21 protein-coding genes, 3 tRNA genes and 1 pseudogene are annotated in these 26,944 nt (G+C 71.6%); 4 read left to right on the forward strand and 21 right to left on the reverse strand.

What is annotated here, in order from left to right; genetic code table 11:
• Positions 1–77: 77 nt before the first annotated feature.
• From GQS09_RS03305 to GQS09_RS03350, 10 genes are all read right to left on the reverse strand, one after another.
• Positions 78–3,980 carry a DNA-directed RNA polymerase subunit beta' gene (locus GQS09_RS03305; RefSeq protein ID WP_165984436.1) on the reverse strand — a complete coding sequence of 1,301 codons (3,903 nt, stop codon included), beginning with the start codon at positions 3,978–3,980 and terminating at the stop codon, positions 78–80.
• A 107-nt stretch (positions 3,981–4,087) separates the two neighbouring features.
• Complete coding sequence (gene rpoB, locus GQS09_RS03310; protein WP_165984437.1) at positions 4,088–7,573, reverse strand: DNA-directed RNA polymerase subunit beta; 3,486 nt, start codon at positions 7,571–7,573, stop codon at positions 4,088–4,090.
• Positions 7,574–8,185: 612 nt separating this feature from the next.
• Positions 8,186–8,575 carry a 50S ribosomal protein L7/L12 gene (gene rplL, locus GQS09_RS03315; RefSeq protein WP_165984438.1) on the reverse strand — a complete coding sequence of 130 codons (390 nt, stop codon included), beginning with the start codon at positions 8,573–8,575 and terminating at the stop codon, positions 8,186–8,188.
• A gap of 105 nt (positions 8,576–8,680) precedes the next feature.
• Complete coding sequence (gene rplJ, locus GQS09_RS03320; protein ID WP_165984439.1) at positions 8,681–9,232, reverse strand: 50S ribosomal protein L10; 552 nt, start codon at positions 9,230–9,232, stop codon at positions 8,681–8,683.
• A 341-nt stretch (positions 9,233–9,573) separates the two neighbouring features.
• The gene (locus tag GQS09_RS03325) at positions 9,574–10,590 is read right to left on the reverse strand and encodes a hypothetical protein (protein ID WP_165984440.1); all 1,017 of its coding nucleotides are present in this window, start codon (positions 10,588–10,590) and stop codon (positions 9,574–9,576) included.
• A 145-nt stretch (positions 10,591–10,735) separates the two neighbouring features.
• Positions 10,736–11,452, reverse strand: a complete 717-nt coding sequence (gene rplA / locus GQS09_RS03330) for a 50S ribosomal protein L1 (protein ID WP_165984441.1) — start codon at positions 11,450–11,452, stop codon at positions 10,736–10,738.
• 85 nt (positions 11,453–11,537) lie between these two features.
• Positions 11,538–11,972, reverse strand: a complete 435-nt coding sequence (gene rplK / locus GQS09_RS03335) for a 50S ribosomal protein L11 (protein WP_165984442.1) — start codon at positions 11,970–11,972, stop codon at positions 11,538–11,540.
• A gap of 222 nt (positions 11,973–12,194) precedes the next feature.
• Complete coding sequence (gene nusG, locus GQS09_RS03340; protein WP_165984443.1) at positions 12,195–13,037, reverse strand: transcription termination/antitermination protein NusG; 843 nt, start codon at positions 13,035–13,037, stop codon at positions 12,195–12,197.
• Positions 13,038–13,119: 82 nt separating this feature from the next.
• Complete coding sequence (secE, locus tag GQS09_RS03345) at positions 13,120–13,380, reverse strand: preprotein translocase subunit SecE (protein WP_313895965.1); 261 nt, start codon at positions 13,378–13,380, stop codon at positions 13,120–13,122.
• Between the two features lie 78 nt (positions 13,381–13,458).
• Positions 13,459–13,531: transfer RNA gene (locus GQS09_RS03350), tRNA-Trp, on the reverse strand.
• Between the two features lie 352 nt (positions 13,532–13,883).
• On the opposite strand from GQS09_RS03350, the gene GQS09_RS03355 reads away from it, so the two are divergent.
• Both GQS09_RS03355 and GQS09_RS03360 read left to right on the forward strand, forming a co-directional pair.
• Positions 13,884–15,131, forward strand: a complete 1,248-nt coding sequence (locus GQS09_RS03355) for a pyridoxal phosphate-dependent aminotransferase (protein ID WP_165984445.1) — start codon at positions 13,884–13,886, stop codon at positions 15,129–15,131.
• Between the two features lie 205 nt (positions 15,132–15,336).
• The gene (locus GQS09_RS03360; protein WP_165984446.1) at positions 15,337–16,380 is read left to right on the forward strand and encodes an adenosine deaminase; all 1,044 of its coding nucleotides are present in this window, start codon (positions 15,337–15,339) and stop codon (positions 16,378–16,380) included.
• A 43-nt stretch (positions 16,381–16,423) separates the two neighbouring features.
• Here the strand turns inward: GQS09_RS03360 and GQS09_RS03365 are convergent, their stop codons facing one another.
• From GQS09_RS03365 to GQS09_RS03405, 9 genes are all read right to left on the reverse strand, one after another.
• Positions 16,424–16,834 carry a four-helix bundle copper-binding protein gene (locus tag GQS09_RS03365; RefSeq protein ID WP_165984447.1) on the reverse strand — a complete coding sequence of 137 codons (411 nt, stop codon included), beginning with the start codon at positions 16,832–16,834 and terminating at the stop codon, positions 16,424–16,426.
• 111 nt (positions 16,835–16,945) lie between these two features.
• Positions 16,946–18,001: a UDP-N-acetylmuramate dehydrogenase gene (locus GQS09_RS03370; RefSeq protein WP_165984448.1), complete on the reverse strand. Its 1,056-nt coding sequence runs from the start codon at positions 17,999–18,001 to the stop codon at positions 16,946–16,948.
• Between the two features lie 166 nt (positions 18,002–18,167).
• A complete protein-coding gene (locus GQS09_RS03375; RefSeq protein WP_165984449.1) occupies positions 18,168–19,640 on the reverse strand; it encodes an MFS transporter in 1,473 nt (490 codons plus the stop codon).
• A gap of 134 nt (positions 19,641–19,774) precedes the next feature.
• Positions 19,775–20,344 (reverse strand): TetR/AcrR family transcriptional regulator, encoded by a 570-nt coding sequence (locus GQS09_RS03380; RefSeq protein ID WP_165984450.1) that lies wholly within the window; start codon positions 20,342–20,344, stop codon positions 19,775–19,777.
• A gap of 147 nt (positions 20,345–20,491) precedes the next feature.
• The gene (locus tag GQS09_RS03385) at positions 20,492–20,926 is read right to left on the reverse strand and encodes a MaoC family dehydratase (RefSeq protein ID WP_165984451.1); all 435 of its coding nucleotides are present in this window, start codon (positions 20,924–20,926) and stop codon (positions 20,492–20,494) included.
• An 8-nt stretch (positions 20,927–20,934) separates the two neighbouring features.
• Positions 20,935–21,387 carry a MaoC family dehydratase N-terminal domain-containing protein gene (locus tag GQS09_RS03390; RefSeq protein WP_165984452.1) on the reverse strand — a complete coding sequence of 151 codons (453 nt, stop codon included), beginning with the start codon at positions 21,385–21,387 and terminating at the stop codon, positions 20,935–20,937.
• Positions 21,388–21,581: 194 nt separating this feature from the next.
• On the reverse strand, positions 21,582–21,746 hold the full coding sequence (gene rpmG, locus GQS09_RS03395; RefSeq protein WP_165984453.1) for a 50S ribosomal protein L33: 165 nt from the start codon (positions 21,744–21,746) through the stop codon (positions 21,582–21,584).
• Between the two features lie 89 nt (positions 21,747–21,835).
• A tRNA-Met gene (locus GQS09_RS03400) sits at positions 21,836–21,908 on the reverse strand.
• A gap of 44 nt (positions 21,909–21,952) precedes the next feature.
• Positions 21,953–22,025, reverse strand: a tRNA-Thr gene (locus GQS09_RS03405).
• A 359-nt stretch (positions 22,026–22,384) separates the two neighbouring features.
• Between GQS09_RS03405 and GQS09_RS03410 the strand changes: the two genes are divergently transcribed.
• Together GQS09_RS03410 and GQS09_RS03415 are read left to right on the forward strand one after the other, a co-directional pair.
• Positions 22,385–23,629, forward strand: coding sequence for an amidohydrolase family protein (locus tag GQS09_RS03410; protein WP_165984454.1), 1,245 nt, complete (start codon positions 22,385–22,387; stop codon positions 23,627–23,629).
• Positions 23,630–23,657: 28 nt separating this feature from the next.
• The gene (locus tag GQS09_RS03415; protein ID WP_165984455.1) at positions 23,658–24,329 is read left to right on the forward strand and encodes an NAD(P)H-binding protein; all 672 of its coding nucleotides are present in this window, start codon (positions 23,658–23,660) and stop codon (positions 24,327–24,329) included.
• A 77-nt stretch (positions 24,330–24,406) separates the two neighbouring features.
• Here GQS09_RS03415 and GQS09_RS03420 read toward each other — a convergent pair whose 3' ends face one another.
• Both GQS09_RS03420 and GQS09_RS30900 read right to left on the reverse strand, forming a co-directional pair.
• Positions 24,407–25,804 carry an SDR family NAD(P)-dependent oxidoreductase gene (locus GQS09_RS03420; RefSeq protein WP_313895966.1) on the reverse strand — a complete coding sequence of 466 codons (1,398 nt, stop codon included), beginning with the start codon at positions 25,802–25,804 and terminating at the stop codon, positions 24,407–24,409.
• A gap of 739 nt (positions 25,805–26,543) precedes the next feature.
• Positions 26,544–26,903 (reverse strand): annotated as a pseudogene (locus GQS09_RS30900) (hypothetical protein); the annotation flags it as partial.
• Positions 26,904–26,944 lie beyond the last annotated feature (41 nt).

Raw genomic sequence — 26,944 nt, forward strand, 5'->3', positions numbered from 1 at the left:
CAGCTGACCACACGCCGGTGGCCCCGCGCACGATGCGCGGGGCCACCGGTGCATCCAGCCTCAGCCGGTCATGGCGGTCACGGGCTGTAGGGGCCGTAGTCGTAGTCGTCCAGCGGGACGGCCTGGCCGGAGCCCGGGCCGAAGGGCGAGTAGTCGATGTCGTCGTAGCCGACGGACGAGTACATCGCGGCCTTGGCCTCCTCGGTCGGCTCCACCCGGATGTTGCGGTACCGGGACAGGCCCGTACCGGCCGGGATGAGCTTACCGATGATCACGTTCTCCTTGAGGCCGATCAGGGAGTCCGACTTGGCGTTGATCGCCGCGTCGGTCAGCACCCGGGTCGTCTCCTGGAAGGACGCCGCCGACAGCCACGACTCGGTGGCCAGCGACGCCTTGGTGATGCCCATGAGCTGCGGACGGCCGGAGGCCGGCTGCCCGCCCTCGGCCACCACCCGGCGGTTCTCCGACTCGAAGCGCGACCGCTCCACCAGCTCGCCCGGCAGCAGTTCGGCGTCGCCGGACTCGATGATCGTCACCCGGCGCAGCATCTGCCGGACGATGATCTCGATGTGCTTGTCGTGGATGGACACACCCTGCGAGTTGTAGACCCGCTGGACCTCGCCGACCAGGTAGATCTGGACGGCCCGCTGGCCCAGCACGCGCAGCACGTCGTGCGGGTTGACCGCGCCGACGGTGAGCGGCTGGCCGACCTCGATGTGGCCGCCCTCCTCGACCAGCAGCCGGGCCCGCTTGGAGACGTTGTAGGAGACCTCGTCCGAGCCGTCGTCGGGGGTGACGACGATCTTCTTGGTCTTCTCCGTCTCCTCGATCCGCACCCGGCCGGTGGCCTCGGAGATCGGGGCCGCGCCCTTGGGCTGGCGGGCCTCGAACAGCTCGACCACACGCGGCAGACCCTGGGTGATGTCCTCACCGGCCACACCACCGGTGTGGAAGGTCCGCATGGTGAGCTGGGTGCCGGGCTCGCCGATGGACTGGGCGGCGATGATGCCCACCGCCTCACCGATGTCCACCAGCTTGCCGGTGGCCAGCGAACGGCCGTAGCACATGGCGCAGGCGCCGACCGCGGACTCGCAGGTGAGCACCGAGCGGACCTTGACGACCTCGACCCCGTGCGCGACCAGCTCGTCGATCATCACGTCGCCCAGGTCGGCGCCGGCCGTGGCCAGCACCTTCCCGTCCTGGACGATGTCCTCGGCCAGGCAGCGGGCGTACACGGCGGACTCGGCGTTCTCCGCCTTGCGCAGCACGCCGTCCGCGCCGCGCTCGGCGATGGCCAGCTTCAGGCCGCGGTCGGTGCCGCAGTCCTCCTCGCGGATGATGACGTCCTGCGAGACGTCCACCAGACGCCGGGTGAGGTAGCCGGAGTCGGCGGTCCGCAGGGCGGTGTCCGCCAGACCCTTCCGGGCGCCGTGCGTGGAGATGAAGTACTCCAGCACGGACAGGCCCTCCCGGAAGGACGCCTTGATCGGACGCGGGATGGTCTCGTTCTTGGCGTTGGACACCAGGCCGCGCATACCGGCGATCTGCCGCATCTGCATCATGTTTCCGCGGGCCCCGGAGTCCACCATCATGAAGATGGAGTTGGTCTTCGGGAAGTTGGCCTGCATGGCCTCGGCGACCTCGTTGGACGCCTTGGTCCAGATCGCGATCAGCTCCTGGGTGCGCTCGTCCTTGGTGATCAGGCCGCGCTCGTACTGCTTCTGCACCTTCTCGTCCTGGGCCTCGTAGCGGGCCAGGATCTCCGGCTTCTGCGCGGGCAGCACGATGTCGGAGACCGCGATGGTCACACCGGACCGGGTCGACCAGTAGTAACCGGCCGCCTTGAGGTTGTCCAGCACCGCGGCCACCACGATCTTCGGGTAGCGCTCGGCGAGCTCGTTGACGATCTCCGAGATCTGCTTCTTCCCGACCGCGTAGTTCACGTACGGGAAGTCGTCGGGCAGCAGTTCGTTGAACAGCGCCCGGCCCAGGGTGGTCTTGAGCCGGAAGCCGTCCCCGGGCTGCCACTCCTCGGGTCCGCCCTCGGCGCTCTCCGGCGGGGTCCAGCCGCGCGGCGGCACGGTGCCCACCGGGAAGCGGATCTCGATCGGCGACTGGATCGCCAGCTCGCCCGCGTCGAAGGCCATCAGCGCCTCGGCGGTGGAGGCGAACACCCGGCCCTCGCCCTTGAGCTCGCGGCCCTCGGGGCCGGAGGAGAGGAAGAACAGACCGATGATCATGTCCTGGGTGGGCATGGTCACCGGCCGGCCGTCGGCCGGCTTGAGGATGTTGTTCGAGGACAGCATCAGGATGCGGGCCTCGGCCTGCGCCTCCGCGGACAGCGGCAGGTGCACGGCCATCTGGTCGCCGTCGAAGTCGGCGTTGAAGGCGGTGCAGACCAGCGGGTGGATCTGGATCGCCTTGCCCTCCACCAGCTGCGGCTCGAAGGCCTGGATGCCCAGCCGGTGCAGGGTGGGCGCCCGGTTCAGCAGCACCGGGTGCTCGGCGATGACCTCTTCCAGCACGTCGAACACGACCGTGCGCTGGCGCTCCACCATGCGCTTGGCCGACTTGATGTTCTGCGCGTGGTTGAGATCCACCAGCCGCTTCATCACGAACGGCTTGAACAGCTCCAGCGCCATGGCCTTGGGCAGGCCGCACTGGTGCAGCTTGAGCTGCGGGCCGACCACGATGACCGACCGGCCGGAGTAGTCGACGCGCTTGCCCAGCAGGTTCTGGCGGAACCGGCCCTGCTTGCCCTTGAGCATGTCGGACAGCGACTTCAGCGGACGGTTGCCCGGCCCGGTGACCGGACGGCCGCGCCGGCCGTTGTCGAACAGGGCGTCCACGGCCTCCTGGAGCATCCGCTTCTCGTTGTTGACGATGATCTCGGGCGCGCCGAGATCCAGCAGACGCTTCAGCCGGTTGTTGCGGTTGATCACCCGGCGGTAGAGGTCGTTCAGGTCGGAGGTGGCGAACCGGCCGCCGTCCAGCTGCACCATCGGGCGCAGGTCCGGCGGGATCACCGGGACGCAGTCCAGCACCATGCCCTTGGGGCTGTTGGAGGTCTGCAGGAAGGCCGAGACGACCTTGAGGCGCTTCAGCGCCCGGGTCTTCTTCTGGCCCTTGCCGGTCCGGATGATCTCGCGCAGCTTCTCGGCCTCGGCGTCGAGGTCGAAGGTCTCCAGCCGCTTCTGCAGGGCGGCGGCGCCCATCGAGCCGTCGAAGTAGGTGCCGAAGCGGTCGCGCAGCTCGCGGTAGAGCAGCTCGTCGCCCTCCAGGTCCTGGACCTTGAGCGACTTGAAGCGGTTCCAGACCTCGTCCAGGCGGTCGATCTCGCGCTGGGCGCGGTCGCGGAGCTGCTTCATCTCCCGCTCGGCGCCCTCGCGCACCTTGCGGCGGGCGTCGGCCTTGGCGCCCTCGGCCTCCAGCTCGGCCAGGTCGGATTCGAGCTTCTTGGCGCGGGCCTCCAGGTCGGCGTCCCGGCGCTGCTCGATCTGCTGCCGCTCCACGGAGACGTGTGCCTCCAGGGAGGGCAGGTCACGGGTGCGCCGCTCCTCGTCCACGTACGTGATCATGTACGCGGCGAAGTAGATGACCTTCTCCAGGTCCTTCGGGGCCAGGTCCAGCAGGTAGCCCAGCCGCGAGGGAACGCCCTTGAAGTACCAGATGTGGGTGACGGGCGCGGCCAGTTCGATGTGGCCCATCCGCTCCCGGCGCACCTTGGCGCGGGTCACCTCGACGCCGCAGCGCTCACAGATGATGCCCTTGAAGCGGACGCGCTTGTACTTGCCGCAGTAGCACTCCCAGTCCCGGGTGGGGCCGAAGATCTTCTCGCAGAAGAGTCCGTCCTTCTCGGGCTTCAGGGTGCGGTAGTTGATGGTCTCCGGCTTCTTGACCTCGCCGTGCGACCACTGACGGATGTCGTCGGCGGTGGCCAGGCCGATCCGCAGTTCGTCGAAGAAGTTGACGTCGAGCACTCTCGTCAATCCCTCTCAGGGTCTCGTGTCATCAATTGGTCTGTCGGGGTCCGGGGTGGGGCCGGGGCACTCCCCGCCCGGTGGCAAGGGGTGCCCGGCCCGGCCCGTCAGACCTCTTCGACGCTGCTCGGCTCGCGCCGGGACAGGTCGATGCCGAGCTCTTCCGCGGCGCGGAAGACGTCCTCGTCGGTGTCGCGCATCTCGATGGACATGCCGTCGCTGGAGAGCACCTCGACATTGAGGCACAGCGACTGCATTTCCTTGATGAGCACCTTGAAGGACTCCGGGATGCCGGGCTCCGGAATGTTCTCGCCCTTGACGATCGCCTCGTAGACCTTGACCCGGCCGGTGACGTCGTCGGACTTGATGGTCAGCAGCTCCTGGAGGGCGTAGGCCGCGCCGTAGGCCTCCAGCGCCCAGACCTCCATCTCACCGAAGCGCTGGCCGCCGAACTGGGCCTTGCCGCCCAGCGGCTGCTGGGTGATCATGGAGTAGGGGCCGGTGGAGCGGGCGTGCAGCTTGTCGTCCACCAGGTGGTGCAGCTTGAGGATGTACATGTAGCCGACCGAGACCGGCTCCGGGAACGGCTCGCCGGAGCGGCCGTCGAACAGGTTGGCCTTGCCGGTGGGCTGCACCATGCGGTCGCCGTCCCGGTTGGGGTTGGCGTGCCGGAAGAGGCCGAACAGCTCCTCCTCGCGGGCGCCGTCGAAGACCGGGGAGGCCACCTTGGAGCGCTGCGGCACGCTGCCGTAACCCGCCGCGTCCAGGCGCCTGGCCCAGTTCTCGTCCAGCCCGCTGACGTCCCAGCCCTGGGAGGCGAGCCAGCCCAGGTGGATCTCCAGCACCTGGCCGGGGTTCATCCGGGAGGGCACGCCCAGCGGGTTGAGGATGATGTCGACCGGGGTGCCGTCCTCCAGGAACGGCATGTCCTCGACGGGGAGGATCTTGGAGATGACACCCTTGTTGCCGTGCCGGCCGGCCAGCTTGTCACCGTCGGTGATCTTGCGCTTCTTGGCCACGTAGACCCGGACCAGCTGGTTGACGCCCGGGGGCAGCTCGTCGCCCTCCTCGCGGTCGAAGATCCGCACACCGATGACGGTGCCGGACTCGCCGTGCGGGACCTTCAGCGAGGTGTCACGGACCTCGCGGGCCTTCTCGCCGAAGATCGCGCGCAGCAGCCGCTCCTCCGGGGTCAGCTCGGTCTCGCCCTTGGGGGTGACCTTGCCGACCAGGATGTCGCCGGCCACCACCTCGGCGCCGATCCGCACGATGCCCCGGTCGTCCAGGTCCGCCAGGACCTCCTCGGAGACGTTCGGGATGTCGCGGGTGATCTCCTCCGGGCCCAGCTTGGTGTCCCGGGCGTCGACCTCGTGCTCCTCGATGTGGATCGAGGTCAGCACGTCGTCCTGGACCAGGCGCTGGGAGAGGATGATCGCGTCCTCGTAGTTGTAGCCCTCCCAGGACATGAAGGCGACCAGCAGGTTCTTCCCCAGGGCCAGCTCGCCCTTCTGGGTGGACGGGCCGTCGGCGATGACCTGGCCGGCCACCACTTCGTCGCCCTCGGAGACCCGGACCTTCTGGTTGTAGCAGGTGCCCTGGTTGGAGCGGTGGAACTTGGACAGCCGGTAGGTGACGTGGGTGCCGTCGTTGTTCTGGCAGGTGATGTAGTCGGCGGAGACCTCGGTGATCACGCCGTCCTGCTCGGCCACGATGACGTCACCGGCGTCGGTGGCGGCGCGGTACTCCATGCCGGTGCCCACGAACGGGGAGTCGGCCTGGATCAGCGGCACCGCCTGCCGCATCATGTTCGAGCCCATCAGCGCGCGGTTGGCGTCGTCGTGCTCCAGGAACGGGATCATGGACGAGGCCACCGACACCATCTGGCGCGGCGAGACGTCCATGTAGTCCACGTCCGAGCCGGGGACGTAGTCGACCTCGCCGCCGCGGCGGCGGACCAGCACCCGGTTCTCCGCGAAGGTCATCTCCTCGGTGAGGGGCGCGTTGGCCTGGGCGATGACGAAGCGGTCCTCCTCGTCCGCGGTGAGGTAGTCGACCTCGTCGGTGACCACACCGCCCGTCACCCGGCGGTAGGGGGTCTCCACGAAGCCGAAGGCGTTCACCCGGCCGAAGGCGGCCAGCGAGCCGATCAGACCGATGTTCGGGCCTTCCGGGGTCTCGATCGGGCACATCCGGCCGTAGTGCGACGGGTGCACGTCCCGGACCTCCAGGCCGGCCCGCTCCCGGCTCAGACCGCCCGGGCCCAGCGCGGACAGCCGCCGCTTGTGGGTCAGCCCGGAGAGCGGGTTGGTCTGGTCCATGAACTGGGACAGCTGGCTGGTGCCGAAGAACTCCTTGATGGAGGCCACCACCGGCCGGATGTTGATCAGCGTCTGCGGGGTGATCGCCTCGACGTCCTGGGTGGTCATCCGCTCCCGGACCACCCGCTCCATACGGGCCAGACCGGTGCGCACCTGGTTCTGGATGAGCTCGCCCACGGTGCGCAGCCGCCGGTTGCCGAAGTGGTCGATGTCGTCCGTCTCGACCACGATGGTCTGGCCGCCCTGCGCGGTCGTCTCGGTCTCCCCGGCGTGCAGCTTCACCAGGTACTTGATGGTGTTGACGATGTCCTCGATGGTGAGGACGCCGGCGTCCAGCGGCTCGTTGCCGCCCAGCTTCTTGTTGATCTTGTAGCGGCCGACCTTGGCCAGGTCGTAGCGCTTGGGGTTGAAGTAGAGGTTCTCCAGCAGCGCCTGGGCGGCCTCCTTGGTCGGCGGCTCACCGGGGCGCAGCTTGCGGTAGATGTCGAGCAGCGCGTCGTCCTGGCCCTGGGTGTGGTCCTTCTCCAGGGTGGCGCGCATGGACTCGTACTCGCCGAACTCCTCCAGGATCTGCTCGGAGGTCCAGCCCAGCGCCTTGAGCAGCACGGTCACCGACTGCTTGCGCTTGCGGTCCACGCGCACGCCGACCATGTCGCGCTTGTCGACCTCCATCTCCAGCCAGGCACCCCGGGAGGGGATGATCTTGGCGGTGAAGATGTCCTTGTCGGTGGTCTTGTCGATGCTGGAGTCGAAGTAGACGCCGGGCGAGCGGACGAGCTGGGAGACCACCACCCGCTCGGTGCCGTTGATGATGAAGGTGCCCTTGGTGGTCATGAGCGGGAAGTCGCCCATGAAGACCGTCTGGGACTTGATCTCACCGGTTTCGTTGTTGGTGAACTCGGCGGTGACGAAGAGCGGAGCGGCGTAGGTGAAGTCGCGCTCCTTGCACTCGTCCATGGAGTTCTTCGGCGGCTCGAAGCGGTGGTCGCGGAAGGTCAGCGACATCGACCCGGAGAAGTCCTCGATCGGCGAGATCTCCTCGAAGATCTCCTCCAGTCCGGACTTGGTGGGGACATCCTGCCCACGCTCCAGCGCGGCCTCGACGCGGCTCTGCCAGGCCGCGTTGCCGAGCAGCCAGTCGAAACTCTCGGTTTGCAGCGCAAGGAGGTCGGGAACTTGCAGCGGTTCCTTGATCTTCGCGAACGAGACACGCGGCGGAGCTGTGCCGTTGCCGTTCTGAGTCTGTGCAGTCGAGGCGTTGCGCGAGGCGGCCAAGAGGGGGTCCTTCCGAGGGCTCGGACTCTCTGCGCGCATACCTGTCCCCCTGGTGACGGGCAGGGGGCGGCTATTAGGCAGCGCAAAGGGACAGTGTAGCCACAAGACCCACTGATGTCCACTGCCGGATCCGGGGATCGTCACCGTCCCTCGATCCGGCAGGCCACTGTAGTGCGCGCAGACACGCGCATACCGCCTGCCGTCCGCTCCGGCCGCCTCGTGAACCGGAGCGCGGCGCCGCGGCTTCCTCGTAGCCGGACGACACCGTCTGCCGCATCACTTCCCGCTTCCGCACCTATCCATGCATCGAATGCGACCCGAATCGCGGGACCCGCTCCGCCGTGCCATGCCCGTACGCGTGAAGTGCGTCCTGAGAATCGCGCGGCGGATGCGGTTCGTCAAGGGGACCGTGCGGCGGCGGGCCCCCGGGGGGAGCCCGGGACCCCCGGGACGACGCGGAACCGAAGATCACCATACCCGCCGCCGCCGACAGGGCAACCCCGTGTCCAGCACGACGAAGGGCGACCACCCCATCGGGTGATCGCCCTTCGCGCGGTCCGGTTGATCCGCGTCGCCCGGGACGCGGACCGGTCCGGTGTCAGACGAGCGAGGTCACTTGAGCTCGACCGAGGCGCCGGCGCCCTCCAGGGACTCCTTGGCCTTGTCGGCGTCGGCCTTGCTGGCCTTCTCCAGCACCGCCTTGGGGGCGCCGTCGACCAGCTCCTTGGCCTCCTTCAGACCCAGCGAGGTCAGCTCGCGCACGACCTTGATGACCTGGATCTTCTTGTCGCCGGCGGCGGTCAGGACGACGTCGAACTCGTCCTTCTCCTCGGCGGCCTCGGCGGCACCGCCGGCGGCGGCACCCCCAGCGGCGGCCACGGCGACCGGGGCGGCGGCCTCGACGTCGAACTTCTCCTCGAACTTCTTCACGAACTCGGAGAGCTCGATCAGGGTCATGGTCTCGAACTGCTCGAGCAGCTCGTCCTGGCTGAGCTTCGCCATGATGGCGGTCCTTCCACTAGATCGGCTGGTGCCGGAATGTCTGCCGGATGGTGAGTGCGGCGGGTCTGGCCCGCCAGGCCGGGTGCGGAGCCGGTGTGGCCGGCCTCACTCGGCGTCGGCGGGCGCCGGGGCTCCGGCACCGCCCTGCTCGACCTTGCTGCGCAGCGCGTCCGCGGTGCGGACGAACTTCGAGAGCGGGGCCTGGAAGGTCGCCGCGGCCTTGGCCATGGACGCCTTCATGCCACCGGCCAGCTTGGCGAGCAGCACCTCGCGGGACTCGAGGTCCGCAAGCTTCTGGATGTCCTCGGCGGTCAGGGGCTTGCCGTCGAGCACGCCGCCCTTGATGACCAGCGCGTCGTTGTCCTTGGCGAAGTCCCGAAGGCTCTTCGCCGTGGCGACCGGGTCACCGGTGACGAACGCCACCGCGGTCGAGCCGGAGAAGTAGGCATCCAGCTCGGTGATCCCGGCCTCGTTGGCCGCGATCTTCGTCAGGGTGTTCTTCGCCACACGGTACTGGGCGTTCTCGCCCAGGGCCCGGCGCAGATCCTTCATCTGCGCCACGCTCAGACCGACGTAGGCGGTGACGACCGCGCCGGTGGAGTTCTCGAACTTCTCCTTGATCTCCGCAACGGCCGCGATCTTGTCGGGTGCTGCCATGAACCTCTGCCCTCCTTCCGGGAATGTCGGACCGCTCGGAAGGGGAGGCGAGATGCAGAAAAAGCCCCGGCGCAGGGCACGGGGCGCAACATCCGCGAACCGGTTCCCGGGGCGGGGCCCCGGCCGGAAGCGGCGTGGTCTTCCTCGTCACCTGCGCGGGCTGTCCGCGTTCGCGGATCCTTCGGCCACCGGGTTCGGCCCGGCGGCAACCAGCGGTCTCTGGCTTCACGGCAAGAGTAGGCGACGCCGCTCCCGCCAGGCAAATCGCCCTCCCCGTGCCCGCCGGACGGCGGGCACGGGGAGGGCGAGGCTGCGCGGGGCGCGGTGTGCGGGCGGGCGGCTCAGGCGCGGGGGCCTGCGCCGGACCCGAGAGCGTCCAGGCCGAAGGGGTCGAAGCCCTCCTCCAGCTCCGCGGCGTCGACCACGTCCCCGGCCGGGGGGTGCTCCACGGCCGGCGCGGCGCCGTAGTCGCTGTACCGGGTGGACTGCACCACCGACCCCTCGGGCATCTCCATGGTCATGTCGATCCGCACCGGGTAGTCGTTCTCGTCCACCCAGATGGCCAGCTGGTACTCCTCGTCCCCGGACTCGGCCAGCTCCGAGCGCATCAGCTCCAGCTCCTCCTCGGAGAGGAACTCCGTGGACGGGTCCATGGCCATCAGGTCCTCGGCGGTGAGGGTCCCCTCGTAGCGGTTGACGGTGGCCCCGTCCAGGGTCTCCTCGCCCTTCCACTCGATGTCAGGGGACTCCAGCATCAGCCCCACCTGGGCGGCCGGGCTGTACGAGGCGCTGTTGAGCTGGTCCAGCATCCGGTCCAGCTGCGGTTCGCCCTCCTCCGCGATCGCCTGTTCCAGGTCGACCTTGATCCAGGACTTGCCGGACAGCCCTTCCTCCATCAGCGGGCTGCTCATGTACATCACATTGTCGACCAGGCGGACACGCATGGTGGCGTCGAGCTCGGCGAGCCGGTCCAGCTCCCCGGACGCCTCCGGGTCCTCGGCGGCGAGCTCGGCGAACAGGTCCAGCATCGCCTGGATGTAGCCGTTCATGTCCGCGGTGGCATCCATGGCGAGCGGCTGCCAGCCGATGGTGCCGCCCACCGACGTCTCCATCCCGTCCATGCCCATGATGTCCATGGTGGTGACGGACTCGAAGACCGCGGAACGGGCCTCCTGGCTCTTCCTGGCGGTGGCCTGCAGCGCCTCCACCGCGGCGCTCTGCGAACGGGCGGAGTCCTTCTCGGAGCGCGCCTTGGGCGCTTCCCCGGACGAGCCGCTGCAGGCCGCGGTGACGACCAGCAGACCGGCGGTGGCGGCGCTCAGTGCGGTGGCGCGCGCGGTGGTGCGCAGGGTACGCATGCTTCCCCCCGGAAAGACGTGGAACGGCTGTGCGGAAACTTTCCTTTGCCACCGTAACGCACCCGCCGGGACGCCGAAGCGCCCGTTCCGGCCCAAGGACGGGCGGAACGGGCGCTTCTGACGGAGTTTCAGCCGACGCCGGGAATCAGACGGCGGTCTCCTCCACCAGCAGGTTGCGGGTGCGGTTCGGGTCGACCGGCACACCCGGGCCCATGGTGGTGGAGAAGGTGGTCTTGCGGATGTAGCGGCCCTTGGCCGCGGACGGCTTGAGCCGGGTGATCTCCTCCAGCGCGGCGGCGTAGTTCTCCACCAGCCTGGCCTCCTCGAAGGAGGTCTTGCCGATGATGAAGTGGAGGTTGGCGTGCTTGTCCACCCGGAACTCGATCTTGCCGCCCTTGATCTCGGTGACGGCCTTGGCCACGTCCATGGTGACGGTGCCGGTCTTGGGGTTGGGCATCAGACCGCGGGGGCCGAGCACCCGGCCCAGCCGGCCGACCTTGCCCATCAGGTCCGGGGTGGCGACGACCGAGTCGAAGTCCAGACGGCCGCCGGCCACCTCCTCGATCAGTTCGTCGGCGCCCACGATGTCGGCGCCCGCGGCACGCGCGGCCTCGGCACGGTCACCGGTCGCGAAGACCAGGACCCGGGCGGTCTTGCCGGTGCCGTGCGGAAGGTTCACGGTGCCGCGCACCATCTGGTCCGCCTTGCGGGGGTCCACACCCAGCCGCATGGCGACCTCGACGGTCGCGTCGAACTTGACGGGGGACGTCTCCTTGGCGAGCCGGACGGCCTCCAGCGGCGCGTACAGACGCGTCCGGTCGACCTTCGCCGAGGCGTTGCGGTGCCCCTTGCTGCGCTTCACTGCTGCTCCTGTTGCTGTACGGAATAAGTCGTCGGAGTCGTGGTGCGGGCCAGCGCTCGGCCCTCCCACAGGTGGGGGTGCGGGCTCAGCCCTCGACGGTGACGCCCATCGACCGGGCGGTGCCGGCGATGATCTTCTCCGCGGCGTCCAGGTCGTTGGCGTTCAGGTCGGGCATCTTGGTGGTGGCGATCTCCCGGACCTGCTCGCGGGTGAGCTTGCCGACCTTGGTCTTGTGGGGCTCGCCGGAGCCCTTGTCCAGGCCCGCGGCCTTGAGGATCATCTTGGCGGCCGGCGGGGTCTTGGTGATGAAGGTGAAGGAGCGGTCCTCGTAGACCGTGATCTCCACGGGGATGACCCAGCCGCGCTGCGACTCGGTGGCCGCGTTGTAGGCCTTGCAGAACTCCATGATGTTCACGCCGTGCTGGCCCAGGGCCGGGCCGACCGGCGGGGCCGGGTTGGCGGCGCCGGCCTGGATCTGGAGCTTGATCAGCCCCGTGACCTTCTTCTTCTTGGGAGGCATGATTCGTCTTCTCCGGGTCAGTGATGTCGCGAGGCCCCGGCCGTGACCGGGGCCGCTGGGACCCGGACCGGCACGAAGCCATACCGCACCACGTTAACGGGTGCGGCGAGAGGGGCAAAATCCGGGCCGTGCCCCGCCCCCGCCCAGCGGCGGCGGCACGGCACGGCCCCGAACAGCGCTGTCTGCCCGACGGATGCGGTGTGCTCCGCCCGATCCTCCGGGCTAGTTCTTCTGGATCTGGTCGAAGCTCAGCTCGACCGGGGTCTCCCGGCCGAAGATCTCGACCAGGCCCTTGACCTTCTTGGCGTCGGCGTTGATCTCGTTGATCGTGGCCTGGAGGGTGGCGAAGGGGCCGTCGGTGACGGTGACGGAGTCACCCACCTCGAAGTCCAGCACCTGCACCTCGACCTTGCGGCCCGGAGCGGCGGCGGCCTCGCCGGCCTCGGCGGCGGCCTTCCGCTCCACCTCCGGGGCGAGCATGCTGACGACCTCGTCCAGGGTCAGCGGGGTCGGGTTGTAGGCGTTGCCGATGAAACCGGTGACGCCGGGGGTGTGCCGGACCACGCCCCAGGTCTCGTCGTTCATGTCCATCCGCACCAGCACATAGCTGGGCAGGCGGTTCTGCTTGACGGTGCGCCGGTCGCCGTTCTTGATCTGGACGACCTCTTCCTGCGGCACCTCGATCTGGTGGATGTACTCCTCGACGTTCAGCGAGACCGCGCGCTGCTCCAGATTGGTGCGCACCCGGTTCTCGTATCCCGCGTAGGTGTGCACCACGTACCACTCGCCGGGCTGGTGCCGCAGCTCCTCGCGCAACGCCGCGACCGGGTCCACCGGCTCCGGCTCCGGCTCGGCGGCGGGGGCCTCGGCGGCGGGCGTCTCGGCATCGGCACCGGCGGCGGTGCCGACCACGGTGCCGGTGTCGGTGCCGGTGTCCGCGGCGGCGGTGTCGGCGGTGTCGGCAGCCTCGGTGGAGTCGACGAGATCCGCTGCCTCGACGATGTCGCGCTCGGTGTCATCGCCCCCATGGGAGACGGAGGCATCGTTCGGGTTCACGTCAGACACGTTAGCTGCTTCTTCCTGGCTTCACAGTGGTTGGGAAGGTGCCGGAGCGGGCGGCGCCGAGGGGCGCCGCGCTCCGGTGGCGTCAGCCGAAGACGTAGTCGACGACCTCGCCGAATCCCCAGTCAAGCACAGTCAGGATGCCGATCATCACGAGAACGAACACGATCACCGCGGTGGTGTAGGTGGTGAGCTGATGGCGGGTGGGCCACACCACCTTGCGCAGCTCGGCAACCACCTGGCGGTAGAAAAGAGCAAGTTTGCCCAGCGGGCCCCGCTTGGCCCGCCGTCCGCGGCGGCCGGTGCCTTCCCCCCGGGGCTCCGGTGCCTCGACGGAGTCCGTGATCCCAGCCACTCGTCCTCACCTGATCCCGGTCATGGTCGTAGCCGCCCGGGCCCGGCCGGGCGGCTTTGCATTCCGTAGCAGGGCCGGAGGGACTTGAACCCCCAACCGCTGGTTTTGGAGACCAGTGCTCTACCAATTGAGCTACGACCCTTGGTGCGCTGCTCGACCTACCGTAACCGACGGCGCGGCCGACCAACGAACGACGAGTGTACGTGCTCTGCGGCCGTGCGTCGAACGGTATGCACCGCGGATCGCGGCGATCCGGGCCTTCCCGCCGCTGGGTGCCTGGTCGGGGCCCCTGTGACGGCAGATGCGGAAGTGGCGGGGACGGTGGGGCCGCCGGGAACCGGCGGCAACGGAGCGCGACGGGCCCGGGCCCCCGGGAACGGGCGGCGGCGCGGGGACGCGCGCGGCCGGCCCGGGGGGACGGCGTGGGGAACGGCACTGCGGCACGGCGGGCAACCCCGCTGCGGGTCGGGCGCCCCGTCTGCGACGATGCCGTCATGAGTGCCGCAACTCCTCCCGCACAGTCAGAGACCGCGCCGGAGCCCCGCCGGGTCTCGGCGCGGATCGCCGCGATCTCCGAGTCCGCCACCCTCGCCGTGGACGCCAAGGCCAAGGCCCTCAAGGCGGCCGGGCGGCCGGTGATCGGCTTCGGCGCCGGCGAGCCCGACTTCCCGACCCCCGGCTACATCGTCGACGCGGCGGTCGAGGCCTGCCGGAACCCGAAGTACCACCGCTACACCCCCGCCGGCGGCCTGCCCGAGCTGAAGGAGGCCATCGCCGCCAAGACCCTGCGCGACTCCGGCTACCAGGTGCAGGCGTCCCAGGTGCTGGTCACCAACGGCGGCAAGCAGGCGATCTACGAGGCGTTCGCCGCGCTGCTCGACCCGGGCGACGAGGTCATCGTCCCGGCGCCCTACTGGACCACCTACCCGGAGTCGATCCGGCTGGCCGGCGGCGTACCGGTGGAGGTGGTCGCGGACGAGACCACCGGCTACCGGGTCTCCGTGGAGCAGCTGGAGGCGGCCCGTACCGAGCGCACCAAGGTGCTGCTGTTCGTCTCGCCCTCCAACCCGACCGGCGCGGTCTACGGCCGGGAGCAGGTGGAGGCCGTCGGCCGCTGGGCCGCCGAGCACGGCCTGTGGGTGCTCACCGACGAGATCTACGAGCACCTGGTCTACGGCGACGCCGCGTTCCACTCGCTGCCGGTGGTGGTGCCCGAGCTGCGCGACCGCTGCGTGGTGGTCAACGGCGTGGCCAAGACCTACGCCATGACCGGCTGGCGGGTCGGCTGGGTGATCGGCCCGCAGGACGTGGTCAAGGCCGCCACCAACCTCCAGTCGCACGCCACCTCCAATGTCAGCAACGTGTCGCAGGCGGCGGCGCTGGCCGCGGTCTCCGGCGACCTGTCCGCGGTGCAGGAGATGCGCGGCGCCTTCGACCGGCGGCGCCGCACCATCGTGCGGATGCTGAACGAGATCGAGGGCGTGCAGTGCCCGGAGCCGGAGGGCGCGTTCTACGCCTACCCGTCGGTCAAGGGCCTGCTGGGCAAGGAGATCCGCGGGCGCCGGCCGCAGACCGGCGTGGCGCTTGCCGAGCTGATCCTGGAGGAGGCCGAGGTGGCGGTGGTGCCGGGCGAGGCCTTCGGCACCCCGGGCTATCTGCGGCTTTCCTACGCGCTGAGCGACCAGGACCTGGCCGAGGGCGTCTCCCGGATGCAGAAGCTGCTGGCCGAGGCCCGCGACTGAGCATCTGCCGGACGCGGCGATCCGTCGGCCGGCAGGAGCCGGCCGACGGGTCCGGCCGAGCGGCCCGCCGGCAGAACGGGCCGAGGGACGGACCGGCGGGGCGGGGCGGGCCGGCGGGCCCAGCCGAGGGCACACGCGTTCGACGGGTCGCTGCCGCCGGCCTCCCGACTACCGCTCGGCCCGGCCGATGCGGCAAGATCCCGCAATGGCGAGTGTTTCCCCCGAATCCGGCGCGCCGGGACGCGATGTCCGGCTGCTGCCGAAGGCGCATCTGCATCTGCACTTCACCGGGTCCATGCGTACCGGCACCCTGCTGGAACTGGCGGACAAGTACGGGGTGCGGCTTCCGGAGGCGCTGAGCAGCGGGACCCCGCCCAGACTGCGGGCCACCGACGAACGCGGCTGGTTCCGCTTCCAGCGGCTGTACGACATCGCCCGCTCCTGCCTGCGCAGCCCCGAGGACATCCACCGGCTCGTGCAGGAGGCCGCAGAGGAGGATCTGCGGGACGGCTCCCGCTGGCTGGAGATCCAGGTCGACCCCACCTCGTACGCGCCCCGGCTGGGCGGGCTGATCCCGGCGCTGGAGATCATCCTCGACTCGGTGGACGACGCGATGCGCGCCACCGGCCTGGGAATCCGGGTGCTGGTCGCGGCCAACCGCACCCGGCATCCGCTGGACGCCCGCACCCTTGCCCGGCTGGCGGTCCGCTACGCCGGCCGCGGCGTGGTCGGTTTCGGGCTGTCCAACGACGAGCGGCGCGGCTTCGCCCGGGACTTCGACCGGGCCTTCGCGATCGCCCGGGACGGCGGCCTGCTGGCGGCGCCGCACGGCGGCGAGCTGTCCGGGCCGTCCAGCGTCTGGGACTGCCTGGACGATCTGGGCGCCGGGCGGATCGGCCACGGCGTCCGCGCGGCCGAGGACCCGCGGCTGCTGCGGCGGCTGGCGGAGGCGGGCGTGACCTGCGAGATCTGCCCGGCGTCCAATGTGGCGCTGGGGGTGTACGACCGGCTGCAGGACGTGCCGCTGCGGCGGCTGTTCGAGGCGGGGGTGCCGATCGCGCTGGGCGCGGACGATCCGCTGCTGTTCGGCTCCCGGCTGGCCGCGCAGTACGAGATCGCCCGCCGCCACCACGCGTTCACCGATCAGGAGCTGGCCCGGCTGGCGGCCCAGTCGGTGCGCGCCTGCACCGCCCCGCCGGATGTGAAGGAGAAACTGCTGCTCGGCATCACCGAATGGCTGGAGAACTGATCCACGTCACGGGCGGTGACCCGCTCCGGGCGGGCGGCGTCGCTCAGCCGAGGGAGGCCAGAAGCTCGCGGCAGGCCTCCTCGCAGCGGCGGCACGCCTGGGCGCACACCCGGCAGTGGGCGTGCTGGTCGGCGTGCATCCGGCACTCGTCCGCACAGGTCGCGCAGGCCTGTGCGCACGCCTCCAGCTGTGCCCGGGAGATGTTCGCGTCGTAGCCGGTGTGCCGGGACAGCACCCGGCCGGTGGTGTCGCAGATGTCCGCGCAGTCCAGGTTGGTACGGATGCACTTGGTCAGCTCGGCCACGTTCTGCTCCGACAGGCAGGAGTCGGCACAGGCGGTACACGCCTGGGAGCAGGCGAAGCATTCCGCGATGCAGCGGGCCAGCGCCTCCCGGTCCACGCGGCCGAGGTCGAGGGGGTAGGTGTCCAGCATGTCCTTGACGGGAGCGGTCATCGCCCGTCACCTCCGTTCCGGCGCCGTACACGGGCGGGCGGCCCCCTCGGGCCGCCGGGGCGCCCGCGGCGCGGGCCCCGGGTAACACGGCGCCGACGGCCCAAACCTCGTTCAGAGGGCGACCCCGACCGTCACCGGCTCGTTGACCAGCGTGACGCCGAAGGCCGCGCGGACCCCGTCCCGCACCTGGCGGGCCAGCGCCAGCAGGTCGGCGGTGCGGGCGGTGCCGCGGTTGGTCAGGGCGAGGGTGTGCTTGGTGGAGATGCGGGCCGGGCCCTCGCCGTAGCCCTTGGGGAAGCCGGCGCGCTCGATCAGCCAGGCGGCGGAGGTCTTGGTGCGGCCCTCACCGGCCGGCCAGGACGGCGGCTCGGTGTCCGGGCCGAGCCGGGCCGCGGCCCGCTCCCGGAAGGCGGCCCACTCGGCCGGGCCGAGGACCGGGTTGGTGAAGAAGGAGCCGGCCGACCAGGTGTCGTGGTCCTCCGGGTCCAGCACCATGCCCTTGCCGGTGCGCAGCTTGAGCACGGTCTCCCGGGCGTCGCCGACCGGCACCCGGCCGCCGGGCTCCACGCCCAGGGCCCGCGCGGTCTCGGCGTACCGGACGGGCGCGGACAGGCCGCGGGCGTCCTCCAGGGCCATGCGGACCCGCAGCACCACATGGCGATCCGGGTCGGCCTTGAACCGGCTGTGGCGGTAGGCGAAGCCGCACTCGGTGCCGGGCAGGGTGACGGTCTCGCGGCGCAGCCGGTCCCAGGCGACCACCTCGGTGATGACGGAGGAGACCTCCTGGCCGTAGGCGCCGACGTTCTGGATGGGGGTGGCGCCGGCCGAGCCGGGGATGCCGGCCAGGCACTCGATGCCGGCCAGGCCGGCCTCGGTGGTACGGGCCACGGCCGCGGACCAGTTCTCGCCGGCGGCCAGCTCCAGACGGGTGCCGTCCAGGCGGAACCCGCGGGTGGCGATGCGCAGGACGGTGCCGTCGAAGCCGTCGTCGGAGATGACGAGGTTGGAGCCGCCGCCGATGAGCAGCAGCGGCGTGCCGGCCGCGTCGGCCTCGGCGACGGCCCGGATCACCTCGTCGTCGGTGGTGGCGGTGAGCAGCCGGCGGGCCGGGCCGCCGAGCCGGAAGGTGGTCAGCGGGGCCAGCGGGGCATCGTGTTCTTCCTGCACAGCCAACAAGGCTAAGCGCTTCCCCGCCCGGGTCACGCCCCGGCGGTGGCCGAACGCGGGAGCGGCGGGTGCCGCGGTCCCGGCCCGCCACCGGTGGCGGGAAGAACCGTTGGCGGGTCCGGTCCCGGCCGCCGGGAGGCCGGGACCGGCAAAGCCGGCGCGCGGCTCAGGCGACCGGGGCGGGGCTCCTGTCCGCCGGGCCGCCCGGGAGCGGCGCCTGCTCGCGCGGCAGCGGCGTCCCGTCCGGCGCGGCCGGGCCGGGCCGCCGCCCCGGGACCGCGCCCATGCCGATGGCGGCCACCAGCAGGGCGATCACGCCCACCCACAGCGCGGGCACGATGCCGTCGGTGAACTCCTGCGGGCTGCCGTAGCCGCCCCGCGCCGAGAAGACCGACGCCAGAACGGCCACGCCCAGGGCACCGCCGATCTCCCGCATGGCGTTGTTCACCCCGGAGGCGATGCCCTCCTTCTCCTGCGGCACCGACCCCATCACCATGGCGCCGGTGGGGGCGAAGAACATCCCCATGCCGATGCCGCACAGCACGAACCCCGGCACCTGGGTCCCGTAGGACACCGCCGGTTCGTTGACCACCGCGAACCAGGCCAGTCCGGCGGCCTGGAAGACCATGCCGCCCATCACGAGGTACTTGCCGCCGATCCGGTCCGTGAGCATCCCGGCAAGCGGCGCCACCAGCATCGGCATCGCCGTCCACGGCAGCATCCGCAGCCCCGCCTGCTGCGGGTTGTAGCCCTGGATGAGCTGGAGGAACTGCGTCAGCAGGAAGATCGAGCCGAAGATGCCGAAGAAGGCGACGAGTCCGGTGAAGTTCACCACGGTGAAGGTCGGCGACCGGAAGAACCGCATCGGCAGCATGGGTGCCGCGCTGCGCTGCTCCCAGCGGATGAACGCCGCCAGCAGCAGGCCGCCCGCCGTGAAGCCGGCCAGCACCGCCGGGTTGGTCCAGCCGTGCTCGTGGCCGCGCACGATGGACAGCACGATGCCGAACAGGCCGGCGCTGACCAGCAGCGTGCCGATGATGTCCAGCCGGTTGTTCGGTCCGCGGCTCTCGGTGAGCCGGGACCGGACCAGCGGCAGCAGGGCCAGCCCGATGGGCACGTTCAGCCAGAAGATCCAGTGCCAGGAGAGGTGCTCGGTGATGGTGCCGCCGACCAGGGGCCCGCCCGCGACGGCCAGACCGTTGACCGCGCCCCAGATGCCGAACGCGGTGCCGCGGCGTTCGGCCGGCACGGAGGCGGAGATCAGCGTCAGGCTGAGCGGCATCAGCACGGCGGCGCCTGCGCCCTGGGCGGCGCGGGAGGCGATCAGCATGCCGGTGGACCCGGAGAGCGCGGCGGCGGCCGAGGCGGCGGTGAACAGCACCACACCGCCGGTGAAGACCCGGCGGCGGCCGAAGCGGTCGCCCAGCGCCGCGGCGAGCAGCAGCAGGCAGGCGAACGGCAGGACATAGCCGTTCACGATCCATTCCAGGTCGGTGAGGCTGCCGCCCAGATCGGTGCGGATCACCGGCAGCGCGGTGGTCACCACCAGATTGTCCAGGGCGGCCATGAAGGTGGCCGTGCTGGTGAGGAGCAAGGTCCACGCGACGCTGGGCCGCGCGGCCGTCGGTGGTGTCGTCATCGAGGACTCCGGTTTTCCGTGATTGATAGTGATTGATCAATAACTTCGCAGGGCGGGAACAGGCCCGAGCGGCCCGGCAGGGGGCGGCGGGGAGACGGCGGTCGGGTCGCGGCGGGCCGGTCGCGGGCAGGCCGTCAGCAGGGCTGCCCGGGCGGGCAGACCCCCTTCTCCCCGAGCCCCGCCCAGACCCGGTGACCGGCCGGGAATCCCATGGTCAGCAGGACATTGATCAGCATCCCCTTGGCCATGAACTCGGCGGTCTGCACCGGGTCCGCCCCCTGGCGCAGATGCACCAGGTCCCACAGCTCCTCCCAGAAGGAGCGGAGCTGTGCGGCGAAGTCGGCGTCCCCGGCCCGCTCGGCCACGGCCGCCGCCACATACATCTGCATCTGGAACAGCAACTGGTCCCGGTCGGAGATCAGCTCGTTGTACGCCTCCCCCATGGCCTCGTGGGCCCGCTCCGGCGGGACACCCTCGGCGGCCTCGGCGAACCGGCGGCGGATCTGCTCGGTGCAGCGCCGGGCCGCGGCCAGGAAGATGGCGCGCTTGTCCGGGAAGAGGCGGAACAGGTAGGGCTGGGAGACACCGACCCGCCGGGCGATCGCCCCCGTGGAGGTACCCGCGTACCCGCCGTGGGCGAACTCGGCGATCGCGGCCCGGACGACGCTCTCCCGCCGCTCCTCGGCACTCAGTCGCACGCTCATCTCGGACACCCCAATAAGTTATTGACCAATCACTACCTATGTCAACAGGCAAACGGAGGCGGGGCCGGCCACGGGAAGGGAACGCGTCGGCGGCAACCGCCCCACCCCCTTCCCGGAACCGGCCCCGCGGCGGCCCGGCCGCCCCGTTCAGGCCAGCCGTACCACCGCACGCGCCATGCCCAGCACCTTCTGCCCCGCGCTGGTCGCGGTCAGATCCACCCGGACGGTACGCGCCTCGTCGTCCAGCCTGGCCGCCACCTTGCCGGACACCTCGATCACCGCACCGGTCCCGTCGTCCGGCACCACCACCGGCTTGGTGAACCGCACCCCGTACTCCACCAGCGCCCCCGGGTCCCCCGCCCAGTCCGTCACCACCCGGGCCGCCTCGGCCATGGTGAACATGCCGTGCGCGATCACGTCCGGCAGCCCGACCTCCCGGGCGAACCTCTCGTTCCAGTGGATCGGATTGAAGTCACCGGACGCACCCGCGTACCGCACCAGGGTCTCCCTGGTCACCGGGAAGCTCCGGGCCGGCAGCTCGGTGCCGGCCGCCACCTCCGCATAGCTGATCCTCGCCGCCATGATCCGGCTCACTCCTCCCCGGCCGCGCGGGCCACCAGCTTGGTGTACGCGGTCACCACATGCTCGCCCGACTCGTCGTGCACCTCGCCGCGCACATCGATGATGTCGTTCCCGGCCAGCGACTTGACCGCCTCGATGTGCGAGGTCACCGACAGCCGGTCGCCCGCCCGCACCGGACGGCTGTAGACGAACCGCTGGTCGCCGTGCACCACCCGGCTGTAGTCCAGGCCCAGCTCCGGGTCCTGCACCACATCGGAGGCCGCCCGGTAGGTGATGGCGAACACGAAGGTCGGCGGGGCGATCACGTCCGGATGCCCCAGCTCCTTGGCGGTGTCCGGATCGGTGTACGCCGGATGGGGGTCCCCGATCGCCTCGGCGAACTCGCGGATCTTCTCCCGGCCCACCTCATACGGCCGGGTGGGCGGATAGCTCCGCCCCACGAACGACTGGTCCAGTGCCATGACCGGCACCCACCTCCCGGAAACGACTCCAGGCCGCTCCCGCCCCTCAGGAGGCGGAAACGGCCTGGGTCACACGTCTTGGCGCTTCGTGCTGACAAATCTGGGTCGGATGTCGCCGCGCTGTGCACCCTGTCCGCCGGAACCGGCACCGCGGCGCGGCCGACGGCGGGCACGGCGCCCGCCGTCCCGCCGGTTCAGCGGGTCTCGCGGTGCGCGGTGTGCGCGTTGCAGCGGGGGCAGTGCTTCTTCATCTCCAGGCGGTCCGGGTTGTTCCGGCGGTTCTTCCTGGTGATGTAGTTCCGCTCCTTGCACTCCACGCAGGCCAGCGTGATCTTCGGGCGGACGTCGGTGGCAGCCACAGGAGTGCTCCTTGACGGACGATACGGGGTGTTACGGCAGAAACAGTAGCCGATCCGAGGCGAACCCCTGCAATCGGCTACTGACGATGTAGCGGCGACCGGACTCGAACCGGTGACACAACGATTATGAGCCGTTTGCTCTACCGACTGAGCTACGCCGCCAGGGTGCGAGCATCCACGCCAAGGTGATATACCTCACACCGCAGAGCCCCAAAACGGAATCGAACCGTTGACCTTCTCCTTACCATGGAGATGCTCTGCCGACTGAGCTATTGGGGCGAGCGATGAAGAGATTACACGCTCCCGCCCGGAAGACGAAATCGATAACGCTCCGCGACCGCGGCGCGCGGCATCCGGCAGCAGCGCCCCGCCCCCGCCGACGCCGCCACGTCTTGGCCCGCCCGCGCCGCTCCCCGCTCCCCGCTGCTCCTCGCTGCTCCTCACTGCCGCCTGCTGTTCCCCGCTGTGATCCGGTGATTCCCGGCTGTGCTCCGGCGATCCCCGGTGCCGCGGCGCGGTGCGGCACCGGAGCGACTCCGGTACGACTATTCCGTGCGCATGCCGCCCCTCCCCGGCCCGGGCAGCCCGTCCCCGTACGCTCGCAGCACCGCCCCACCACTGTGACCCGCGGGAGCCCGATGTCCTCCGCCGACACCGCCTCCGTCCTGGTATTGCGCGGTCCCCGGCTGCCCGACGGCCGCACCGTCGACGTCCGCCTCGCCGCGGGCCGCATCGCCGCCGTCGGCACCCCCGGCAGCCTCACCCCGGCCGGCACCGCCCCGGCCGCCGTCACGGTCGATCTCTCCGGCTACCTGCTGCTCCCGGCCCCCGCCGAGCCGCACGCCCACCACGACACCGCGCTCACCGCCCCCGGCGCCGGACCGCCGGCCGCCCAGGTGACGGGCCCGCCCGCCGACGACCCGGCCTGCCTCCAGCGGCGCATCACCGAGGCCGCCCTGCTCCAGCTCGGCCACGGCGCCACCGCCCAGCGCAGCCACATCGGGATCGGCGACCTCGCCGGTCTCACCGCGCTCCAGGCCGCGCTGCGCGCCCGCCGCGCCCTGCTCGGCCTCACCGACCTCTCCGTCGCCCCCGTCCCCCGGCTGCTCACCGGCCGGGCCGGCGCGGACGGGCGGGCCCTGCTGCGCGACGCCGCCAAGATGGGCGCCGCCACCCTCGGCGGCGCCCCCGACCTCGACCCCGACCCGGCCGGCTACCTGGACGAGCTCCTGCGCACCGCCGACGAGTACGGCTGCGCCCTGGACCTGCACACCGAGGGCGACGACCCCGGCCGGCTGACCCGGCTGGCCTCCGCCGCGGCCGGGCTGCGCGCCGGTGTCGCCCTCGGGCCGTGCACCGGGCTGGCCCGGATGCCCGCCGGCACCGCGGCCCGCACCGCCGAACGGCTGGCCGCCGCCGGGGTCACCGTCGTCGCCCTGCCCCAGTCCCCCTGCGCCCTGCTGCCCGGGGACGTACCGCGCGGCACCACGCCGGTCCGGCTGCTCCGCGCCGCGGGAGTGGCGGTGGCCGCGGGCAGCGGCGCGCTGCGCGACGCCGCCAACCCCGTCGGCCGCGGTGACCCCCTGGAGGCCGCCTACCTGCTCTCCTCCGCCGGCCAGACCTCGCCCGAGGAGGCGTACGCGGCGGTCAGCACCCACGCCCGCGCCGCGCTCGGCCTGCCGCCGCTGCGCATCGAGGCCGGCTTCCCCGCCGAGCTGCTGGCGGTGCGCGGCACCGACCTGCCCGGCGCGCTCTCCCTCGCCTACAGCCGGGTGGTGATCCACCGCGGCCGGATCGTCTCCCGCACCAGCGCCGTCCGGGAGTTCTGCGGTGCCGCCCCGCCGCCCGACACCCCCGGCCTGCCCCGCCAGTCGCCCCGCTGACCGTGCCGCGCACGGTACGGTCGCATCCATGCGCATTGTCATCGCCGGGGGCCATGGAAAGATCGCTCTGCGCCTGGAACGGCTGCTGAGCACGCGAGGCGACGAGGTGGCCGGCCTGATCCGCGATCCGGCCCAGTCCGCCGACCTGCTCGCGGCCGGCGCCCAGCCGCTGGTCTGCGACCTGGAAACGGCCTCGGCCGACACCGTGACCCAGCATCTGACCGGCGCCGACGCCGCCGTCTTCGCCGCAGGTGCCGGCCCCGGCAGCGGGGCCCCGCGCAAGGACAGCGTGGACCGCGCCGCCCAGATCCTCTTCACCGACGCCGCCGAGCGGGCCGGAGTACGCCGCTTCCTCTCCGTCTCCGCCATGCGCGTCGACCTCGGCGCCGACCCGCCGCCCGGCATGGACCCGGTCTTCGCCGCCTACCTGCGGGCCAAGGCCGCCGCCGAGGAGGACCTGCGCAGCCGCACCGCCCTGTACTGGACGATCCTGCGCCCCGGCCGCCTCACCGACGAACCGGGCACCGGCCGCGTCACCCTGGGGCCGTCCGTCGAGCGCGGCGACGTCACCCGGGACGACGTCGCCGCCGTGCTGCTCGCCCTGCTCGACGCACCCGCCACCGCCGGCCGCACCCTGGAGCTCACCAACGGACCCACCCCCATCACCACCGCCCTCAGTGCGCTGACCGCCGACGCCTGAGGGGGTCCGGGGGGCCGGCCCGGAACGCGGCCCGGCCCGCGCCGGACCGGGCGGCTCAGTGGCGGCTCGGTGGCGGCTCAGTGGCTGTCGATGATGGCGAAGATCTCGTCGTCCGAGGCGGACTCGATGCGGGAGCTCGCCGCGTCGGCCTCCGGCTCCGGGGCCGGGAGAGGCGACCCGCCGCCGTACTGCTCGGCGAGCTGCCGCAGCCGCCGGGTGATCTCCTCCCCCGCCCGGGCCTCGGGCGGCGCGGATGCCAGGGCGTGTGCGAGCCGCTCCAGCGCATCGAGCGGAGAGGTGACGGACACCGCCCCGGTCTCCTCCGCGAGCCGCTCCACGAGGTGGCGGGCGAGGGCGAGCGGAGACGGATGATCGAAGATCATCGTCGTGGTCAGCCGCAGGCCGGTCGCGGAGCCCAGCCGGTTCCTCAGCTCCAGTCCGGCCACGGATTCCAGCCCCAGCTCCCGGAAGGAGCGCTCCGGGTCGATCTCCTCCACGGTGCCGTGCCCGAGCACCCCGGCCACCGCCTCCCGGACCACGTCCAGCACCGCCGCCTCCCGGCGGGCCGGCGGCAGCCCGGCGAGCCGCCGCGCCGCCTCCGTCGGGCCCTGGGCCGTCCCCGGGTCCGCGCCGTCCGGTGCGCCGGTGCCGTCCTCCCCGGGTGCCTCCGCCGCCGTCAACCCGCTGATCAGGGGCCTGGGCCGGGCCGCGTTGTAGACCTCGGAGAACCGCGGCCAGTCCACATCGGCCACCACCGCGACGGGTTCGTCCCCTTCCACCATCCGCTGCATCGCGGCAACGGCCGCCGCGGGGTCCATCAGCCGCATCCCGCTGCCGCCCAGCCAGGCGATGGCGTCCCGGTCGCTGAGCATGCCTCCGCCGCCCGCCCAGGCGCCCCAGGCGATCGAGGTGGCGGGGAGTCCGGCGGCGCGGCGGTGCTGGGCGAGGCCGTCGAGGTAGGCGTTGGCCGCCGCATAGCCGGCCTGGCCCAGAGTGCCCCACACACCGGCCGCCGAGGAGAAGAGCAGGAACGTCTCGACCGGGTGCCCCTGGAGCAGCTCGTGGAGATGGGCCGCGCCCCCCGCCTTGGCCGCCATGACCCGGGAGAGACGCGACAGCGGATTCGCCGACTCGGCCACGAACTTCCCCTCGTCGAGCACCCCCGCGGTATGCACCACGGTGGTCAGAGGCTGGTCCTCCGGCATGGCGTCGAGCACCCCGGCCAGGGCCGCGCGGTCGGCGATGTCGCAGGCCACGAACTCCACCTGTGCGCCGAGTTTCTCCAGCTCGGCGCGGAGCCCCTCGGCGTCCGGCGCGTCGGCGCCCCGGCGGGACAGCAGCACGATGCGCGGAGCGCCGAGCCCCGCGAGCCAGCGGGCGGTGTGGGCGGCCAGGGCCCCGCTGCCGCCGGTGATCAGCGCCGTACCCGTCGGCCGCCACGGGCGGCGGGCCGGGCCGCCGCCCGGGCGGGGCANCCGTACCCGTCGGCCGCCACGGGCGGCGGGCCGGGCCGCCGCCCGGGCGGGGCATGCGCGTCAGCCTCGGGGCCAGGACACCCACGGGGCCGGGGCGAAGGGCGAATTGATCGTCCTCGCCGGGACGCGCCAGTACCCCGGCAAGCCGGTCGCGCTCCGGGGCGGAGCAGGATCCCGGGAGGTCGACCAGGCGGATGGCACGGGCAGACTCCAGCGCCGCGACGCGCAGGAGTCCGGTGGTGGCGGCCTGGTGCGGCCGGGTCGGCGGGTCGGCGGGACCGGTGCTGACGGCGCCGGAGGTGACGCACCACAGGGGAACCTCGACACCGGCACCGGCCTGCTCCAGCGCCTGGAGGAGCAGGGTGGTGGCGGCGATCCCCCCGGTGAGTTCCGGGTGAGTGGTGTGGGGCGTCTCGTCCAGTGCCAGGAGTGAGAACACCCCGGCGAGATCCTCGTCGGCCGGGAGCTCCGCGGCCAGCCGGGCGACCATGTCCTGGTCGTCGCGGCCATCGGCCGCAAGGACCAGGGTCCGGGTGCCGGCGCCGTGATCGGCGAGGGTCTGCACGACATCGGCCGCGAGCCGTCCGGCGGCGTGGCTCTCCGGGACCACCACCAGCCAACTGCCCGGAAGGGCCGGGGATTCGGTGTTGTGGGAGGCCGCCGGAGCACTGGAAGCGATCCTGGTCCAGGTGATCCGGTGGCACCAGTCGTCGATCACGGCATCCCGGCGGCGCCGCTCCCGCCAGGCGGAGAGCGCCGGAAGCACCGAGGCCACGGATGCCCGGCCCTCGTCGTCGTGCAGACCGAGCCGCTCGGCCAGTTCCCCCGCATCCCGGCGTTCCACGGTCTCCCAGAAGGCGCTGTCCTCGGCGGCGGCCGGAGCGCCGGAGGTCTGCTCCGGGTCGAGCCAGTAGTGCTTGTGGTCGAAGGCGTAGGTGGGGAGTGGGGGGTTGGTGGCGGTGGTGGTGGGGTTGGTGGTGGTGTGGGGGGTTGGGGGGTGGAGGTGGTGCCAGTTGACGGGGGCGCCGTGGGTCCATGCCTGGGCTGCGGAGGCCAGGAACCGTTCGGGCGTGTCCTGGTCGCGTACCAGGGTCGGCACGGTGTGTGCCCTGGCCCCGGCGGCCTGGATGCGGTCCTCGA

The sequence above is a fragment of the Streptomyces sp. YIM 98790 genome (assembly GCF_011421595.1).
Classification (GTDB): Bacteria; Actinomycetota; Actinomycetes; order Streptomycetales; family Streptomycetaceae; genus Streptomyces.

Excerpts from the sequence above, each read along its gene's own strand:
- rplL (WP_165984438.1), bottom strand. The coding sequence starts at position 8,575 with ATGGCGAAGCTCAGCCAGGACGAGCTGCTCGAGCAGTTCGAGACCATG.
- rplJ (WP_165984439.1), bottom strand. The coding sequence starts at position 9,232 with ATGGCAGCACCCGACAAGATCGCGGCCGTTGCGGAGATCAAGGAGAAG.
- GQS09_RS03325 (WP_165984440.1), bottom strand. The coding sequence starts at position 10,590 with ATGCGTACCCTGCGCACCACCGCGCGCGCCACCGCACTGAGCGCCGCC.
- rplK (WP_165984442.1), bottom strand. The coding sequence starts at position 11,972 with ATGCCTCCCAAGAAGAAGAAGGTCACGGGGCTGATCAAGCTCCAGATC.
- GQS09_RS03355 (WP_165984445.1), top strand. The coding sequence starts at position 13,884 with ATGAGTGCCGCAACTCCTCCCGCACAGTCAGAGACCGCGCCGGAGCCC.
- GQS09_RS03360 (WP_165984446.1), top strand. The coding sequence starts at position 15,337 with ATGGCGAGTGTTTCCCCCGAATCCGGCGCGCCGGGACGCGATGTCCGG.
- GQS09_RS03365 (WP_165984447.1), bottom strand. The coding sequence starts at position 16,834 with ATGACCGCTCCCGTCAAGGACATGCTGGACACCTACCCCCTCGACCTC.
- GQS09_RS03375 (WP_165984449.1), bottom strand. The coding sequence starts at position 19,640 with ATGACGACACCACCGACGGCCGCGCGGCCCAGCGTCGCGTGGACCTTG.
- GQS09_RS03380 (WP_165984450.1), bottom strand. The coding sequence starts at position 20,344 with ATGAGCGTGCGACTGAGTGCCGAGGAGCGGCGGGAGAGCGTCGTCCGG.
- GQS09_RS03385 (WP_165984451.1), bottom strand. The coding sequence starts at position 20,926 with ATGGCGGCGAGGATCAGCTATGCGGAGGTGGCGGCCGGCACCGAGCTG.
- GQS09_RS03390 (WP_165984452.1), bottom strand. The coding sequence starts at position 21,387 with ATGGCACTGGACCAGTCGTTCGTGGGGCGGAGCTATCCGCCCACCCGG.
- GQS09_RS03410 (WP_165984454.1), top strand. The coding sequence starts at position 22,385 with ATGTCCTCCGCCGACACCGCCTCCGTCCTGGTATTGCGCGGTCCCCGG.
- GQS09_RS03415 (WP_165984455.1), top strand. The coding sequence starts at position 23,658 with ATGCGCATTGTCATCGCCGGGGGCCATGGAAAGATCGCTCTGCGCCTG.